This window comes from Paenibacillus sp. ALJ109b, assembly GCF_010747435.1.
GTDB classification, from domain to species: domain Bacteria; phylum Bacillota; class Bacilli; order Paenibacillales; family Paenibacillaceae; genus Paenibacillus; species Paenibacillus taichungensis.
In genome coordinates, this window is the sequence record NZ_JAAIFP010000028.1 from 87,456 (window position 1) to 104,700 (window position 17,245).

At 45.9% G+C, this 17,245-nt stretch carries 15 protein-coding genes; all 15 read right to left on the reverse strand.

Annotated elements, in window-relative coordinates; genetic code table 11:
- Nucleotides 1–65 precede the first annotated feature (65 nt).
- The gene (rny, locus tag G3352_RS24540; RefSeq protein ID WP_062326115.1) at nt 66–1,607 is read right to left on the reverse strand and encodes a ribonuclease Y; all 1,542 of its coding nucleotides are present in this window, start codon (nt 1,605–1,607) and stop codon (nt 66–68) included.
- A 310-nt stretch (nt 1,608–1,917) separates the two neighbouring features.
- Complete coding sequence (locus tag G3352_RS24545; protein WP_163760870.1) at nt 1,918–2,655, reverse strand: regulatory protein RecX; 738 nt, start codon at nt 2,653–2,655, stop codon at nt 1,918–1,920.
- A gap of 319 nt (nt 2,656–2,974) precedes the next feature.
- Nucleotides 2,975–4,039: a recombinase RecA gene (gene recA / locus G3352_RS24550; protein ID WP_076289544.1), complete on the reverse strand. Its 1,065-nt coding sequence runs from the start codon at nt 4,037–4,039 to the stop codon at nt 2,975–2,977.
- A gap of 239 nt (nt 4,040–4,278) precedes the next feature.
- Nucleotides 4,279–5,535 (reverse strand): competence/damage-inducible protein A, encoded by a 1,257-nt coding sequence (locus G3352_RS24555; RefSeq protein WP_163760872.1) that lies wholly within the window; start codon nt 5,533–5,535, stop codon nt 4,279–4,281.
- Nucleotides 5,536–5,644: 109 nt separating this feature from the next.
- Nucleotides 5,645–6,232 (reverse strand): CDP-diacylglycerol--glycerol-3-phosphate 3-phosphatidyltransferase, encoded by a 588-nt coding sequence (pgsA, locus tag G3352_RS24560; RefSeq protein WP_063566359.1) that lies wholly within the window; start codon nt 6,230–6,232, stop codon nt 5,645–5,647.
- A gap of 322 nt (nt 6,233–6,554) precedes the next feature.
- Nucleotides 6,555–7,046, reverse strand: a complete 492-nt coding sequence (locus G3352_RS24565) for a YajQ family cyclic di-GMP-binding protein (RefSeq protein ID WP_163760874.1) — start codon at nt 7,044–7,046, stop codon at nt 6,555–6,557.
- Between the two features lie 153 nt (nt 7,047–7,199).
- On the reverse strand, nt 7,200–7,370 hold the full coding sequence (locus G3352_RS24570; RefSeq protein WP_157258470.1) for a hypothetical protein: 171 nt from the start codon (nt 7,368–7,370) through the stop codon (nt 7,200–7,202).
- A 68-nt stretch (nt 7,371–7,438) separates the two neighbouring features.
- Nucleotides 7,439–8,491 carry a helix-turn-helix domain-containing protein gene (locus tag G3352_RS24575; RefSeq protein ID WP_163760875.1) on the reverse strand — a complete coding sequence of 351 codons (1,053 nt, stop codon included), beginning with the start codon at nt 8,489–8,491 and terminating at the stop codon, nt 7,439–7,441.
- 66 nt (nt 8,492–8,557) lie between these two features.
- Nucleotides 8,558–9,325 carry a DUF3388 domain-containing protein gene (locus G3352_RS24580; protein ID WP_024630282.1) on the reverse strand — a complete coding sequence of 256 codons (768 nt, stop codon included), beginning with the start codon at nt 9,323–9,325 and terminating at the stop codon, nt 8,558–8,560.
- A 197-nt stretch (nt 9,326–9,522) separates the two neighbouring features.
- Entirely contained in the window at nt 9,523–9,786 is a 264-nt protein-coding gene (locus G3352_RS24585) for a DUF3243 domain-containing protein (protein ID WP_163760877.1), read from the reverse strand.
- A gap of 176 nt (nt 9,787–9,962) precedes the next feature.
- On the reverse strand, nt 9,963–10,733 hold the full coding sequence (gene ymfI, locus G3352_RS24590; protein WP_076289541.1) for an elongation factor P 5-aminopentanone reductase: 771 nt from the start codon (nt 10,731–10,733) through the stop codon (nt 9,963–9,965).
- 1 nt (nt 10,734) lies between these two features.
- Nucleotides 10,735–12,015, reverse strand: a complete 1,281-nt coding sequence (yfmH, locus tag G3352_RS24595; protein WP_163760879.1) for an EF-P 5-aminopentanol modification-associated protein YfmH — start codon at nt 12,013–12,015, stop codon at nt 10,735–10,737.
- Nucleotides 12,016–12,018: 3 nt separating this feature from the next.
- Nucleotides 12,019–13,299: an EF-P 5-aminopentanol modification-associated protein YfmF gene (gene yfmF, locus G3352_RS24600; protein ID WP_099853249.1), complete on the reverse strand. Its 1,281-nt coding sequence runs from the start codon at nt 13,297–13,299 to the stop codon at nt 12,019–12,021.
- Nucleotides 13,300–13,425: 126 nt separating this feature from the next.
- Nucleotides 13,426–14,256: a spore cortex-lytic enzyme gene (gene sleB, locus G3352_RS24605; protein WP_163760881.1), complete on the reverse strand. Its 831-nt coding sequence runs from the start codon at nt 14,254–14,256 to the stop codon at nt 13,426–13,428.
- Nucleotides 14,257–14,443: 187 nt separating this feature from the next.
- A complete protein-coding gene (locus G3352_RS24610) occupies nt 14,444–17,185 on the reverse strand; it encodes an FtsK/SpoIIIE family DNA translocase (protein ID WP_163760883.1) in 2,742 nt (913 codons plus the stop codon).
- Nucleotides 17,186–17,245: the final 60 nt, after the last annotated feature.

Here is a 17,245-nt window from a genome sequence, read left to right on the forward strand (position 1 = left end):
ATGCCTTTTAACAGGCTATCAACAGGAAAAGTGGCCCACTACTGCGGCCACTTTTCCGTAATGCTCTATTTTGCGTATTCAACCGCACGGGTTTCCCGGATGACGGTGACCTTGATGTGACCCGGATAATCGAGTTCGTTCTCGATCATCTTCGTGATGTCACGCGCGAGGCGGAAGGCTTCAGCATCGTCGATTTTTTCAGGCTGTACCATAACGCGAACTTCGCGTCCGGCCTGAATGGCATATGATTTCTCGACACCTTCGAACGATTCCGAAATTTCTTCCAGCTTCTCCAGTCGTTTGATATACGTTTCCAGCGTTTCGCGGCGTGCGCCTGGTCTTGCTGCGGAGAGCGCATCTGCTGCACCAACCAACATGGCAATAACCGAAGTCGCTTCGCAATCCCCGTGATGGGACGCGATACTGTTGATTACAACCGGATGTTCTTTGTATTTCTTCGCTAGTTCCACGCCGATTTCGACGTGTGATCCTTCCACTTCGTGATCCAGCGCTTTACCAATGTCATGCAATAGACCTGCACGTCTTGCTAGGGTTACGTCTTCTCCGAGTTCGCCAGCCATCAATCCAGCCAGATAAGCGACTTCCATCGAATGTTTCAAGACGTTTTGACCGTAGCTTGTACGGAACTTCAACCGGCCCAGAATTTTAATCAAGTCCGGATGCAGACCATGCACGCCCACTTCAAAGGTAGCTTGCTCACCGTATTCACGGATACGCTCATCCACTTCTTTGCGGGATTTCTCCACCATCTCTTCAATCCGTGCCGGGTGAATACGTCCATCAGCCACCAGTTTTTCGAGGGCAGTACGGGCGATTTCACGGCGAATCGGGTCAAAGCCCGACAGAATAACAGCTTCTGGCGTATCATCGATAATGAGGTCAATCCCTGTAAGGGTTTCAAGCGCACGGATGTTACGTCCTTCACGACCGATAATCCGGCCTTTCATTTCTTCATTTGGCAAAGTAACAACGGATACCGTTGTTTCCGCCACGTGATCAGCCGCACAGCGTTGGATGGCGAGTGTAATAATCTCGCGGGACTTTTTGTCCGCTTCTTCCTTCGCTTGCTGTTCAATGTCCTTGATCATTTGAGCCGTCTCATGACGAACTTCCTGTTCTACGTTGGACAGTATGATACTGCGTGCGTCTTCCATGGTGAGGTTGGATATGCGCTCCAGCTCCGTCACCTGGTTTTTGTAGATCATCTCGATTTGCTGCTGTGTCTCATCAATTCGTTTCTCTTTGTTAGCCACTTGCTCTTCTTTACGTTCGAGTGATTCCAATTTTTTATCCAGCGACTCTTCTTTTTGCAACAATCGTCTTTCTTGTCGTTGAATTTCGTTCCGACGTTCACGAGTGTCTTTTTCAGCTTCGGCGCGAATGCGATGGATTTCGTCCTTCGCTTCCAGCACCGTTTCTTTCTTCAGTGCCTCTGCCTCTTTCTTCGCGTTCTCCACGATTTGCACGGCAGCTTGTTCCGCACTGGAGATCTTAGCCTCTGCAAGAGATTTGCGAATAAAATACCCTACTCCGAACCCAATAACGAGCGCGGCCACAACGAGAACGATCGTGATTACGATGTCCATACTGTTCACCTCCTCGTTGGTTCCTCCAAGGCACTCCTTGGGTCAATTTGTTGTTTTCAAGCCTTACATATTTTTGGGAATAACGAATACTCACGGCGATCCCCCGCCGATTTTCATTTCACATGTACATGCTTCCATGTACTATTCACCGTTTCCAGCGAACCCATAATCATGAATGGTATAAATCTTAAAAAACAGAAACCGCTTTTTTGGAAGGAAAAAGGGTTGTCCATTTCTTACAGACTCATGTCCATTTTAGTATTTGACGAAAGAAATTGTCAAGAGAATGCAGTATAGTGAGTCCAGTCTGCTAATCCCATAACAACGCTTCGTCATCTTCAAGGTCTTTAGCCTCGTCTTCTTCAATTAAACAATTCACGACCCGACGCACCATATCCATGGAAAAACCTCGTCGCATCAAGAAGGGAAGCGTTTTACGTTTCTTCTCCTGGATGTCTCCTTTGACCTGATTCCATTTTTTGCGTCCGGCGGTTAGAGCCGTCTCATATTCCGCATCTGTACTTACACCTTCTAGCGCTTCAGCAATCAGCTCATTGGCAATGCCTTTCTGACGAAGCTCTTGCCTTATCCACAGTTTCCCCTTCCGCTGGCCCTCCATACGCTGACGAGTCCATTCCTTCGCAAACAGTTCGTCATCGACCAAATTCTCTCGCTCAAGCCGGTCCAGGGCCTCTTCAATCAACGGTGCAGCAAACTCTTTCTGACGAAGCTTCTGACTTAATTCGTGGCGTGTGCGGGGTTTATGCTCCAGATATCGCAAAGACTGCACATACGTTCGCTGTCGCTCGTCAGCTACTATGATATCTTCCAAGTCTTTTTTCAGAAACGTATTTCCCCGGGTCATCCGATATTTAATCATTACATCTTCAAGCACTGTAATTGAATATAAACCAAAGGTAATTCGGTAACGAGCTTCCCTGCTCTTCGTTCGTTCAACTCGTGTAATGATAAGTTCTTCGTTATCCGGGAATTGGGAGATTCCCTCCAGCTCGGCTTCTTCATATAAATCATCTTCATGTTGATCCATTTCGGTCTCCCCTTCCACATCAATTGATACTTGTATCACAGGTGTCTAACTGAAAGCAGACAATAAAACAATGATTAGCAGATCTCCGACGGAGATAAGCAGCTAAACTGCATACGTTTAGAGCGTAACTTCACAGAGACATCAGATGCTAATACAAAAGGCCGGAAACAATGTCCGGCCTCTCCCTAACAGAAAACGTACCAACAGCCCCTGCCCATTCGGACAGAGGCTGTTGGACAGCGCGAGCGCACACCTTACCCCATTAGCTAGATCTAGATCGAGCCAAGCTCAATCAGACAAGTTTCGGGGATTCAGAGCATTACTCGTTAATTTCAAACAATTCTTGTTCTTCTGCCGCTTCTTTTTGTTGATCTTCAGTCGTAGGCACAGGAACTGCAGTAGTCAAGTTGCTGGCTACACGGATTTTTTGCTCGATTACTTGAGCAATATCTTGATGCTCTTTCATGAACTGCTTGGCGTTTTCACGTCCTTGACCTAAACGCTCGCCTTCGTAAGAGTACCACGCACCACTTTTGTTAACGATGTCCAGCTCTGTACCAATATCAATGATACTGCCTTCTCTCGAAATACCTTCACCGTACATAATGTCCACTTCCGCTTGTTTAAACGGTGGTGCCACTTTGTTTTTTACAACTTTGATACGAGTACGGTTTCCGATGATGTCATTACCTGATTTAATACTCTCAATACGACGTACATCCAGACGTACTGTAGAGTAGAATTTCAGGGCACGACCACCAGGTGTTGTCTCCGGGTTACCAAACATAACACCGACTTTTTCACGAAGCTGGTTAATGAAGATTGCGATGGTTTTGGATTTGCTGATTGCCCCAGACAGTTTACGCAATGCCTGAGACATCAGACGTGCTTGCAAACCGACATGGGAATCACCCATTTCGCCTTCGATTTCCGCTTTTGGTACCAATGCAGCAACGGAGTCAATAACGACAATATCCACAGCGCCACTACGTACAAGTGCTTCTGCAATTTCAAGCCCTTGCTCACCCGTATCTGGCTGGGACAGAAGCAACTCATCAATGTTAACACCCAGTTTGCTTGCGTATTGCGGGTCAAGAGCATGCTCTGCATCGATAAATGCAGCTTGTCCACCCACCCGTTGTACTTCAGCAATCGCATGCAATGCTACAGTTGTTTTACCGGAAGATTCTGGTCCATATATTTCAACAATACGGCCTTTGGGCAAGCCGCCTGTTCCTAATGCAATATCCAGAGCCAAGGAACCGCTGGGTATGATTTCCACTTGCATGTGAGTCGACTCACCCAGTTTCATGATGGATCCTTTACCAAATTGCTTCTCTATTTGACGGAGCGCCATATCAAGCGCGGCACGACGGTCTGACAATAAGCTCACACCCTTTACTGTTTATAAGATAATGATACCTTGTTTTAACACGTTTGCCAAGCTTTTTTTCGAACATACATTCGTTTTTTTTGTGAAGGCCGAGGCGCCTCTTCCTCAAGCAAACTTTCCATTAAACAGAAAAAAGAACCGTAAACAAGGCTGTAAAGCCTGATTCTACGGTTCTTCCGTCTTCCTTTATTATACTTGCTTGCTTTGGCAAATGCAATCCGAGCCGTGAACTAGTCCATCTCCACAAGTTTACGCCACAAACGGTAAAGAATCGCCTTCGCTGAACGGATCCGAACCGTCTCCCGATTGCCATTAATGCGCAGTTCATGAATTTCTGTCTCTTTACCACGTTGAGCCAGAGCGATGAAAACAAGTCCTGGCGGTTTGCGTTCAGAATAACCAGGTCCCGCTACACCTGTAACCGACAGACCGAAGTCGGCATCCCCAATCATGCGAATCTGTTCTGCCAGCACTTTGGCGACTTCGGGACTCACTGCGCCCGGTGCATCTTCACCTTCCAGGTAGGCATGTGGCACATGGAGCAGCTTCTCCTTAATTTCATTGGAGTAACATACTATTCCGCCCTTAAGCATCGAAGCACTGCCAGGGACTGACGTCAGACTTTGCATGACGAGCCCTCCTGTGCAGCTCTCAGCCGCGCTAAGGGTCAGACCCATATCAGACATCATCGTTACGATTGTGTACTCTATAGGCACATCCTCGTTCGCGTAGAGATGCTCTGGCAATCGTTCCCGGATCTGAACTTCCATTGCGTCCAGCTTCAGCTTCGCCTCACTCTCACTTGGAGCCTTTGTAGATACACGTACCGTAACTTCTCCCTCACTGGCATAAGGAGCAATCGTTGGATCTGTCTGCGTATCAATCAGATCCAGGAGTCGGTCTTCCAATGCTGATTCTCCGATTCCTGCAAACTTCAGCATTTTCGAGTAAATCGGCATTTCTTCTGTCAGTACATGCTGGAACAGCCAAGGCTTAACTTCCTGTTCAAACATTGGAATCAGCTCTTTCGGTGGTCCAGGCATCACTACATAATGCTTGCCATTGTCGGAAATCGCATTTCCTGCGGCAAGGCCTGTTTCGTTCGCCAGCGGTGTCCCACCTTCTATAACGATTGCCTGACGGCGATTATTTTCGGTCATGTCCACATTGCGATCTCGGAAGAAGCTCTCGATTTTGTCCATAGCCATTCGATCTATATGAAGCTTGCGGTTCAAGACCGCCGCGATCGCATCCTTGGTCAGATCATCCCGTGTGGGACCGATGCCCCCGGAAAATAAAATGACGTCTGCACGACCTTGAGCGATGCGAATAGCGTCACTAAGTCGATTAAGATTATCACCAACCACCGTTTGGAAATATACATCAATCCCGATCGCAGCCAATTCACGGGATAGATATCGGGCATTGGTATTCACAATTTGTCCAAGCAACAATTCTGTGCCAACTGCAATAATTTCTGCCTTCATTCAGCATCCTCCTGTACACGTGATGAGTGATCAAAGGGCAATAGGATAATTCCCTATTGCCCTTCGTACAAATGATTTCTTCATGCTTCCCCATTTAACCTCAAAAACGTTACGCTTTCGATAAATGAAGCAAATTTTTGTTTTTAATAAAGTAATCAATACCTGACCAAATCGTAATGATTGCTGCAGCCCAAACGGCAATAACGTCCATGTGAATACCCGTAAATGAGAACGGGAAATTATTCAACAACAGCAGCACAATCGCCACAATTTGCACGACGGTTTTCAGTTTGCCCCAGGCACTTGCAGCAACAACCGAACCATCCAATAATGCAATCTGACGCAAGCCGGTAACCGCAAACTCACGACTAATAATGACCACGGCAATCCAGGAATCCAACTTGCCCATTTCCACAAGCGAAATCAGTACCGCAGTAACCAACAACTTGTCAGCCAGCGGATCAAGCAATTTCCCTAGGTTGGTGACCATATTATTTTTCCGCGCCAGATAGCCATCAATTCCATCCGTGCTTGCTGCAATGATAAAAATGACAGCAGCAATCAACTGATTATACGGAAGTGATAAGCTTCCCAATTGCAACGGCTCTGGGTAAAACGGAAAATCTACGAGCAGGAACACCATCAAAAAAGGGATTAAGCAAATTCGTGCAAGCGTAATCCGGTTGGGTAAATTCACAAGACGCCCTCCCTCTTATCCTCCATTACTCCAAACATTCATCTTAATCCCGTATTCATCATCCGGAACATGAAATTTACAGTTTCACTGTCAATCAGCACTAAAGTGCTCTCACTATGTAAAAACGCAAAAAATAAAGTCAACCGTTCAAACGCAAAACCGTTTTAAACGTTCCGGTGACTTTCAGAAGATGTACTGCTTTTCACAAAGTCAGCAAACGATGATGACTGGGCTTTGATGCTTATCTGCCAGCAATGCACACTTAGTATAATATACGCCAATTGCAGTGTCAAAAAACATACCTAGCTACAATAAGGAGATATTACTTAAAGTTTGTATATTGCAGATCCAGAGGTAGATTGGCACCGTTCAACAACTGCATGACTGCCTGCAAATCATTCTTACTTTTACCTGTTACCCGGAGCTGATCTCCCTGAATCTGACTCTTCACCTTAATCTTGGAGTCACGAATCAGAATATTAATTTTTTTAGCGATATCCTGATCAATCCCCTGTTTGAAATTCAAACGCTGGCGGACTGTACCTGAAGAAGCTGGTTCTACTTTTGCATAATCAATGTTTTTTAGAGGTAAACCCCGCTTAGCCATCTTGGATTGCAGTACATCGATAACAGCCTTGAGTTTGGTCTCATCATCAGATACGATCGTTAACGCATCCTTATCCAGTTTCAGACTGCTCTTGCTGCCCTTGAAGTCATAACGCGTGCCAATTTCCTTTTCCGTTTGTGTAACGGCATTTGTCAATTCCTGCAAGTCCATTTTGGACACGATATCAAATGAATTTTCTGAACTCAAACCAGTCACCCTTTCAGTTAATCATATATTCTGTAACATTATAGAGGATACGCCAAGCAAAAGTCTAATTTTATGAGGTTTTTCAGAATAAAAAAGCATTTTTGGCTACCACTTAAGATGGTTACCAAAAATGCTTTTCATGCGGCTGTCCTTCTAATAACGGCTGCGATTAGGCTGTCTGAACATGTCAAGCACACCCAGAAGTACATGTGCAAGTCCAAAACCCAAAATTCCGTAACCCCAAGCAGTTGGAGTCAAGTAATAACCCAGGAGGCTGACAATGATCCCCAAACCTGTTACGATCCAGCTGACTGTCACAGCCATCCACCTCACTTCACCAAAAGTTGACTGCAAGTTGAAGACAAGGTTAGTGTCTCCCGCAGAAACTTTGGTTATTCGCCGCTAGTGCCGTTGCTTCCTTCGGTATTGCTTTCTGTTTCATTCGTCGTTGTGGCTTCAGTACCAGTGGAGGACGTATCCTCACCAAGTCTTAACCGAATGCGGTTTGTCGCTTTCCCGTCTGTCACAACCTGCCCTGCAACCTCAATTGTGGTCGCTGCAGCGTAACCGGACTTAATGTACATTCCTGCACTGTCCAATTCAAAAGTATAACTGTCTCCCTCAGCGGTGTTGCCGTATTCCAACTTCTCGCCACTAGAGTTCTCGCCCTTGTATACTTCCAGCCAACTATGCCCCGTTGCTTTAATTGTAACCGTCACAGGCTGCCCTGCACTGCCGTTCACTTTGAAGTTCGTAATATTGCCTGATTTTCCGTCTTCAGCAACAGTTACAGAAGCTGGCTGATTATCCGTTGGGTTCTCTTCATTTTCACCCGTTGTTTGCCCATCCGTCTGTCCATCAGTTTGTCTGTCAGTCTGCCCCTCTGCTGTTCCGCCACCGTTACCGCCTGCTTCGCCTTCATTCGTTTCTCCGCTACCTGGTTCATTAGCTGGAGGATTAGAAGCTTGGCCATTATCTGTAGGCTCATCCGGTTTATCTTGAGGTTGCTGCTGGCTGTCTGTGATCTTTGTCTGATCCAGCCCTTGTGTATCCGAATCATCTTTGTTCATCACTACATACACGTACAACAGCACAAGAATTAATACCGGAAAAGTCCACATCAGCGCAACAGACATCCAGCGGTTACTGCGCTCTACAGGGCGGCTTGAACGCTTTTGAATAACTGGCTCCATGGTTGCTTCCGTTTCTTCTGCAGGTACATCTTTCTTATGTCCCTCCAGCAGCTCATCAGGATTTAGTCCCACCGTTTCCGCATAGGTTTTGATAAATGCACGCACATAGAAGCTGCCAGGCAGCACTTTGTAGTCTCCTGCCTCTATTGCCTCCAAATACCTCTTGCGAATTTTAGTCATTTCCTGTACATCGTCAAGACTCATCCCTTTTTGCAGCCGGGCCTCTCTTAACTGCTGACCCAGTTCAGACATGCCATCTCCTCCTTATGTTTATCTCTATGGTTGTTGCTTATCTATTTCATGATCCAGTACGGAGCGTTACAGTTCGTCGGTGTAGCTGGCCGTAAACGTATCATAAATAATTTCTTCATTCGGATTGTTGCGCAGTTCAATAATAATGTCAAAATCATTAAAATCATATTCAGACTCCTGCACAAAAATATCCGGATGTTCAATAACCTTGGTGCTTGGCATCGTCATGATGTCCTGTAACAGATTATAATGCCGTTCGCTTGAACGAATCGTACTGACAATTCCGTCAATGATAAACACATTGTTTGGATTCAATTCGTCCTCTGACATCTGGCTTCTTATGGTCTGACGAAGAAGTGTGGAGGAAACAAACGTCCAGCGCTTCATCGCACATACGCTGCCTGCAATAATGGATTCCGTTTTGCCTACACGCGGCATTCCACGCAAACCAATGACTTGATTGCCTTCCCTCTTAAATACTTCACCCAAAAAGTCCACAAGTAACCCAAGTTCGTCCCGCGTAAAACGAAATGTTTTGCGATCATCCGAATCACGATCAATATAACGACCATGACGCACAGCGAGAATATCTACCAGTTTCGGTTGTCGCAAAGCAGACACCGTTATGCTGTTCACTTTGCCAAGCATTTCACCCAGCAGACGGATCTTCTCATCATCGTCCGATTCCAAAAGCATCCCCCGGGTTTTGCCTTCAACACCGTTGATGGTCAATATATTTACTTCAAGCATCCCCAGCATAGAGGCAATATCCCCTAACAGACCGGGTCTGTTCTTATGTATTTTATACTCCATATACCATTGTTTAGATTCCATTTAAACACCCCGTAAAGCATTATTCCACATTATTCGACAGTAACAGAACGCGTCCATTGGACGACAATCTGAGATATCTTCTAAAAATGGGTCACGTTAATGATATATAAAATGAAAATGAATTACAAGAACAGGTCTGTAATCAATGTGTAATCATTAGAGAAAAGCCCCCTTGCGGGAGCTTTCCATCTGTAATCTTATGCGTTTTGTTTGGCCAATTTGACCATCAGGCACGCGATCGTACGACGCTCATCTGCATCGCCGACTTCCCATAATTCTTTCAATGCCCGGTTGGAATGGTTCGCCGGATCGACTTTCTCATCCAGGAAGTCACCGATTTCGTATGCAAGTTTGTTGATGGTATCTTCACTCATCCCCATCTTCTCTGCTTGCAGCACGCGGTCACCCAAAAACTTCTTCCAAGTGTCAAAACTTGAGAGCACTGTTTTTTCTGTTGACATGATAAATCCTCCTTAGCTGACGCATGAGATTTAAAATCAACAGTTGTAATATGTGCTTCCCGGACATTTTATATACGAGCATTTTTGAATTAATCGAAGATCATCTACGAATCATTAATTTCCATCACGAAACTACCCGTATTTAAAAACAAAATTGTTTGCGCGCCCCCCATATATTACGTGAGCCAGCCACCATTTGGACTTATAATCTGCCCATTAATGTATCCAGACTCGGGAAGTGCAAGGAAGTAGACCAGTGATGAGATTTCATCTGGCTGGGCAAGTCTTCCTGCCGGAATTTCCTCTTCCAGCATTTTTAGTTCATCCTGGTCCAGATGGTTCAACATAGATGTTTGAACTGCACCAGGAGCTACAGCATTCACCGTTACGCCAGATGGAGCCAACTCTTTGGCAAGAGCCTTAGTGAATGCATTTACACCGCCTTTGGTTGTAGAATACAACACCTCACAAGAGGCCCCGGACAGTCCCCAGATAGACGACACGTTAATAATTCGGCCATATCTTTGGGAGATCATGTGAGGCATCATTTCCTGTGTACACAAGAACGTGCCTTTCAAGTTGATCGCCATCACTTCATCCCAGATTTCTTCCGTAACATCGGACAGCATTCCATAATGAGATATCCCTGCATTATTCACCAGAATATCCGGCATCAGCCCATGTGATTCCAGCTTCTCACGCATACGTTCAATTTGCTCCCGACTGCGTAGATCAGCAGACACCGTCATGACTTTACCACTGCCTTGTTCCATGCACCTTCTCGCCGCTTCATTAGCTGCTTCATGCGATTTCATATAGTGAATCACTACATTCATGCCCACCTTGGCAAAACGCTCTGCGATAGCTGCTCCAATGCCTCCGCTCGCGCCTGTTACAAGTACTGTCATTTCTCCAATTGGCTTCAATTGTCCTGTTCCCCTCTCCATATTAAGGACTCACGACAAGCGATATCGCCAGTTGATCCCAACGAATATGCTCTTTCAACCTGCGGTTTACCTCTTCCAGTGTGAGCGATTCATACAACGAGAGCATGTTGAAAAAATCGCCACCACGGAATTGCTGACGCGTGAATTCATTCGCAATGTTTTCTGGTGAATTGAGCATACGCAAATATCCACCTATTTTCTTTTTGCGTGCGCGCTCAAAGTCGGTTGCATCAAATCCCTTTTCCACAATAGCATCGACTTCTTCACGGATACGCGCAAGCAGTTGATCAGGGTCTTTGGTATCCCCGCCAATAGCAGAAAAAGCATATTGCCGCGAACTGTTATATTCATGCCCAAAGCTGTCCGAAATCAGGTCTTCATCGTACAATTTTTGAAATAGCGGGGTACTTGAACCAAATAACAGATCCATCATTAGTTTAGTTGTCATATCCCGGCGCAGCAGGTCTTCTCCAGTAAGTCCCACTTCAGTTTCCTTAAAACCAAACAAACATTTGGGCAGGGAAACGGCCAATTTGGATTCACGTCTAGCTTCGCCCACTTGCTTAGGCTCCGGTTCGAAAATCCGCTCGATTTTCCCTTGAGGCTTGTAATTTTTCTTCGCCTGGTTCGAACGAACCATATCGATCACTTCCTGCGGATCTACTCCACCCACGACAAACAGAAGCATATTGCTTGGATGATAAAAAGAATTGTAACATGTGTACAACGTTTCTTTGGTTATAGTACCAATGGATTCAACGGTTCCGGCGATATCAATATGCACAGGATGTTTCTGATACATCGCCTCGATCAGGCCAAAATAAACGCGCCAATCCGGATTATCCGCATACATATTAATTTCCTGTGCGATGATCCCTTTTTCCTTTTCCACATTCTGATCGGTGAAGTAAGGATTTTGCACAAAATCAACTAATGTTTGTATATTTTCATTGACATGTTCCGTCGCCGAAAACAAATAAACCGTCTGATCGAAACTGGTAAAAGCATTGGCAGAAGCTCCATGAGAAGCAAATGTGGCAAAAATATCACCTGTTGGCTCTTCAAACATTTTGTGTTCCAGAAAATGAGCAATTCCGTCCGGGACCTTCACTTCCTCTTGTCCTTCAACCTTAAAATGATTGTCCACCGAGCCGTATTTGGTTGCAAATGTGGCATATGTTTTCTGGAAACCCGGTTTAGGCAGAATATAAACATGCAGCCCGTTATCCATCACTTCGTAATACAGCGTTTCCTGCAAACGATCGTATGTTATGCTCTCCACCGACTATTCCCCCTTCTCATCACGCAAGAAATAAATGGTATCCAGACGGAATTTCTCTGCCGCCTCACGAACATTTTCTTTACTGATTTGTTCTACCTGGGCCAGCAGTTCCTCGGCGGTCCGTTCTTTGCCGGATAACTGTCGATTGAAATCATAAGCAATCAGCTCAAATGCAGAATCCTGCATTTCCTTGAGCAAATTACGGATCATCGCCTTGGTCTGGGACATCTCCAGGTCAGTGATATTCCCATTCTTCATTTCATCCAGCTGCTGCTTGATAATCATGACGGCTTTTTCGTAATTGGGGATTTCTATCCCGGATTGGATCGTTGCAATCCCTTTATGCCCGTCATAACGCGAAGAGGCATAGTACGCCAGACTTTCTTTTTCACGAACATTAACAAACAGCTTGGAATGAGGATATCCTCCGAGAATGCCGTTATACATCAAAGCAGCTGCATACTGAGGGTCACCATAAGTGATAGACGTGCGAAGCCCCATATTGAGCTTACCCTGATTAACATTAAGCCGTTCTACAACGGTTTCCACTTCTTTATCTCCACGAATAGCTTCCTGTGTATGATAGTCAGAAGAGGTCGCTCGTTCTACATTGAAATAACGCTGAACCAGATTCTCTACCTCTTCCAGCGTGGTGTCGCCCACCACATACAAGTCCATACTTGCCTGCTGCAACCATTCCTGATACGAAGCTGTCAATGTATCTGGATCAATGCCCGGCAAATCCTTGCGTTCACCAAGCGGGTGCAAGCGGTAAGGTTCGTTTTTACACATCTCCTCAATACTACGTTCCGCAGCATAACGCATCTTGTCATTGACGATGGACTCCAGCATTTTGCGAACAGTCTCCCGTTCAGCTTGTACATAAGAGGTTCGGAAATGTCCATTCTCCTGTGCAGGGCGTGTGAGGACCTCACCCAGAAAAGCAAAAGAGCGATCCAACAGCTGCTCGTCTCCGCCAACAAAGGAATCATTAATGGTATCCATACGGAACTGTACGATCTGGTAATCGCCACGTTTATAGACATCAAAGCCAAAACCCGCTCCATATAAATGTTCCAATTGTTCACGAAATTGCGTTGTTTCCGGATAGGATTCGGTCCCGCGCCGAAGTACGAAAGGTGTTAAGGCTACTTTGGTAACCGTATCTTCCTGCAGGGGAACCCCTGCGTAAAGCGAGATCGCAAATGTCTTAAAACGTTTCGTAGGAAGAACATGTATGCGGAATTCTTTCCGGTTTCCTCGTTCAAATCCTGATGTATTCAAATGTCAAAACCCCTTTACGGCGTCATTTATCGTGCAATAAGTGAAGCTTAAACGTAACAACCATTTTAACCCATTCAAAAGGCAAGAAGCAACCGAAGTCACGCCTTCTGGTTGCTTCCAAGATCATCACATACAGAATATATGTTGCCCAATTGTTTTTACCTGAGGACGTGTCCAGATCCATTTGGATGTAGCTGTCTTCGGATTAAAATAATAGAGGCATCCACCGGATGGGTCCCAACCATTCATCGCCTGTTCAACTGCTTTTTTAGCTTGTGCATTCGGTTCCAGATAAATCTGGCCGTCTGCAACGGCAGTAAACGCACCCGGCTGGAAAATCACTCCTGACGGTGTGTTCGGGAAACTCGGCGATTTCACACGATTCAGGATAACTGCCGCTACTGCCACTTGACCTTCAAATGGCTCTCCGCGAGATTCACCATATACCGCGTTAGCCATAATTTTGATTTCGTTCTCTGACAATCCCATGGAATTGGCAGAGCCCATATTGTCCTGCTCTTTATCCGCAGTATTGTTATTGTTGCCACTATCTCCTGAGGTTTGATCCTTGTGCAACGGTGTTTCTGTTGGCGACCATTGTTTTGAAGCATTGTAAAGTTTCAGCTTGGTTTTGGCTCCAACCACACCATCTGCCTTCATGCCGAATTCCGATTGAAACCATTTTACTGATTTCAATGTGGTGCTGCCGAAATTACTGTCAATTTTACCATTGTAAAATCCCAAATATTTTAGCCGGCCTTGAAGCTCATATACATCCTGACCGTAACTTCCATATTTCACAGCATTGGTGCTAAAGGTCGGTAACGACTGCTCTTCGACTTGCGAGGTACTTGGGTTTGGACTTTCAGTTGCTGTATTCCCAGGAAGCAAATAACGAATTCCCAATGCGGACATCAGCAAAATAGCAGTGAAAAGCCATATGTTCATTTTTCGCATCGACTGTGCTCTACCTTTCTCTTGTGGGATTAACAGAATCGCTAAGGTTATTATGACAAGCATACTTCGTTCCTATGCACCAAATCCTCCGATCATTGGACATCATGGCAAATCTTCAGTCAAATGGCATGCAAAAAGCCCTCAACCAGTAAGGTTAAGGGCTTGGATCGTTTACACATGCTGTGTATTACGAGCTTATTTTATTCTGTTGATACTGTTCCAGTGAGATCAATACTTCCCTTGGTTTACTGCCCTCGTAAGGACCAATTACACCTCGGGCCTCCATGGAGTCAATCAAACGTGCTGCGCGCGTGTAACCCACTCGCATTCGGCGCTGCAGTAGAGAAACGGAAGCTTGCTTCGCCTCCAAAATAATCTGCACTGCTTGTTCATATAACTCATCCTGCACTTCATCTGCTGCCTGAACGGAATCATCCACCTCAGGAACAATGGATTCGTCATACTGCGCTTCACCTTGACCACGCACGTAATTCACGATATTTTCAACTTCCTCATCACTCATAAAAGCGCCTTGTACACGAACCGGCTTCGAAGCTCCCATAGGCATAAACAGCATATCTCCTCGGCCCAACAACTTCTCGGCCCCACCCATATCCAGAATGGTTCGAGAATCCACTTGAGAGGACACACCAAAGGCAATCCGGGACGGAATGTTGGCTTTGATTACACCAGTGATAACATCCACAGAAGGGCGCTGTGTAGCAATGATCAGATGGATACCCGCTGCACGCGCCATCTGAGCCAATCGAGCAATCGCATCTTCCACGTCACCGGCGGCAACCATCATGAGGTCAGCCAGCTCGTCCACGATAACAACGATGTAAGGCAAAACCGCCGCTGGGTTGTCTTTCATCAGATTGTTATAACCTTCAACGTTACGTGTACCGGATTTGGAGAACAACTCATATCTTTTCTCCATCTCAACAACGATCTTTTTGAGTGCAAGTGAAGCCCTTTTAGGATCCGTTACGACTGGCGCCATCAGATGTGGAATACCGTTATATACGTTTAGCTCGACCATTTTGGGATCGACCATCAAAAATTTCACTTCATCCGGCTTCGCTTTGTACAGGATGCTCGTAATAATACCATTGATACATACTGATTTACCTGAACCCGTCGCACCAGCCACCAGCAAATGGGGCATTCGAGCCAGATTACCGATGATCGTCTGTCCAGAGATATCTCGTCCAAATGCAATGGTCACTTTGGATTCGGCTTCCTGGAATGTGGGTGTCTCCATAACCTCCCGCATTGTTACTACGGATACCTCTCCATTAGGTACTTCAATACCGATTGCGGATTTGCCGGGAATTGGGGCTTCCATTCGGATATCTTTTGCCGCCAGGGCTAAAGCAATATCGTCTGTCAGACTTACAATTCTGCTAACCTTCACACCAATATCCGGTTGGATCTCATACCGTGTAACAGCTGGTCCTCTGACTACTTCAAGTACTTTGGCACGAACACCGAAGCTTTCCAGCGTTGCTTCCAGCTTGCGTGCAGTCTGCATGTAATCCTTCTGGTCGCCACCCTTGCCTCCATTGTTAGGCTTGGAAAGAAGTCTGAATGACGGAAGTTTATAAGGTTTCGGAGGTGGTGGTGGAGGCTTAACTGGCTGCACTTCCTGCCCCTCCGTATCTGAAACAACCGAACCTTGAGCCCCATTGCTCAACGTAGACCCAACGTCTGAACTACCCTCAACAGCATCAATCGTAGCTATTCCAGCATCCGCCGCTTCAGGCCACTCATTGTTATCCACAAGTTCATCTGAGATCTTGATTGGAAGCTCTTCTGCCTGCATGTTATCCGTTAGATCATCCGGGAAAGGATACGCATCATCCAGATCATCATCTTTACCCGCATCCTCGGATCTGACATGTTCAAAGAAGTCACGGATGATTGGAGCCGAATTAGCTCTTGATTGCACAGAAACTGCTGCGGGAGACATTACATCGGATGCGATGCTTGGCTCATCATGCCATGAATCCGCAGGGGTTTCCTGCTCAGCACGGTAGACGACATGTTCCGCTTCTAAAGAATCATCCTCGTCCACTCCACGCTCAGTCTTCGTACGTTCCCGATCAGAACCCCATTTTCCAAATAGTTGGAAAAAAATAGGTGCTTTTCGTTTCGGTAGCTGTTGATTCTGCAGATCATCGTAATCGTCATCATCTTCCTCGTCGTCTACTGGAACAGGTACCACTTTGCGAACATTCCCGTTTTTCTTGCCCGCAGAGCTTGAAGTAGCACGTGCTGCTGGTCTAGCCTCCAGCTTTTTGTACATCGCACTGCCTGCATCCCATATCTTCGTTCTGAAAATACGAATCAGATCGACATAAGAAAGATTGGTAATCAACATGAAACTGATAACGAACATCACGATCATAATCAATCGGGCTCCCAAGCTGCCAAACAACCACAAGAACAAGGCAAACTGCGCCGCTCCTATATAACCGCCGCTAATGTCCTTATTGAGCATCGAATCCCGTTCGCCTGGCGCAGCAGGCGTGAGCAACTCGGTTTGCATATCATTATGTATCTGTGTAAGTACAGCACCTGGCTCAAGGGCTCCAACTGGTATAAGTTTCTGGTGCATGGCAGAGACGGTACTCATCAGTGTTAAAGCAAACACCAGCAATACGAGCCCTGTCTTGCGCGTTGTCCAGCCGCTCGGCCATTTTCGATGAATCATCACCATTAAGCCATAATAGATCCCTATAAGCGGAATCGCAAAATAGAACTTGCCAAGCATCAATCCAAACATCTTGGAAAGCGAGCGCCCTACGGTTGCTTCACCCGACAAAGCAATGACGGCAAGGGTTATAAGCACAATGCCGTAAATTTCATATTTTAAAACGCCGCTAAAAGCTGCGGCCTTTTTTTTCCTCTTTTTTCTTCTGGCCAAAATCAGGTCACCCCCAGAAGAATATTATACCATACAAATATAATCCGTACATATGTTCTT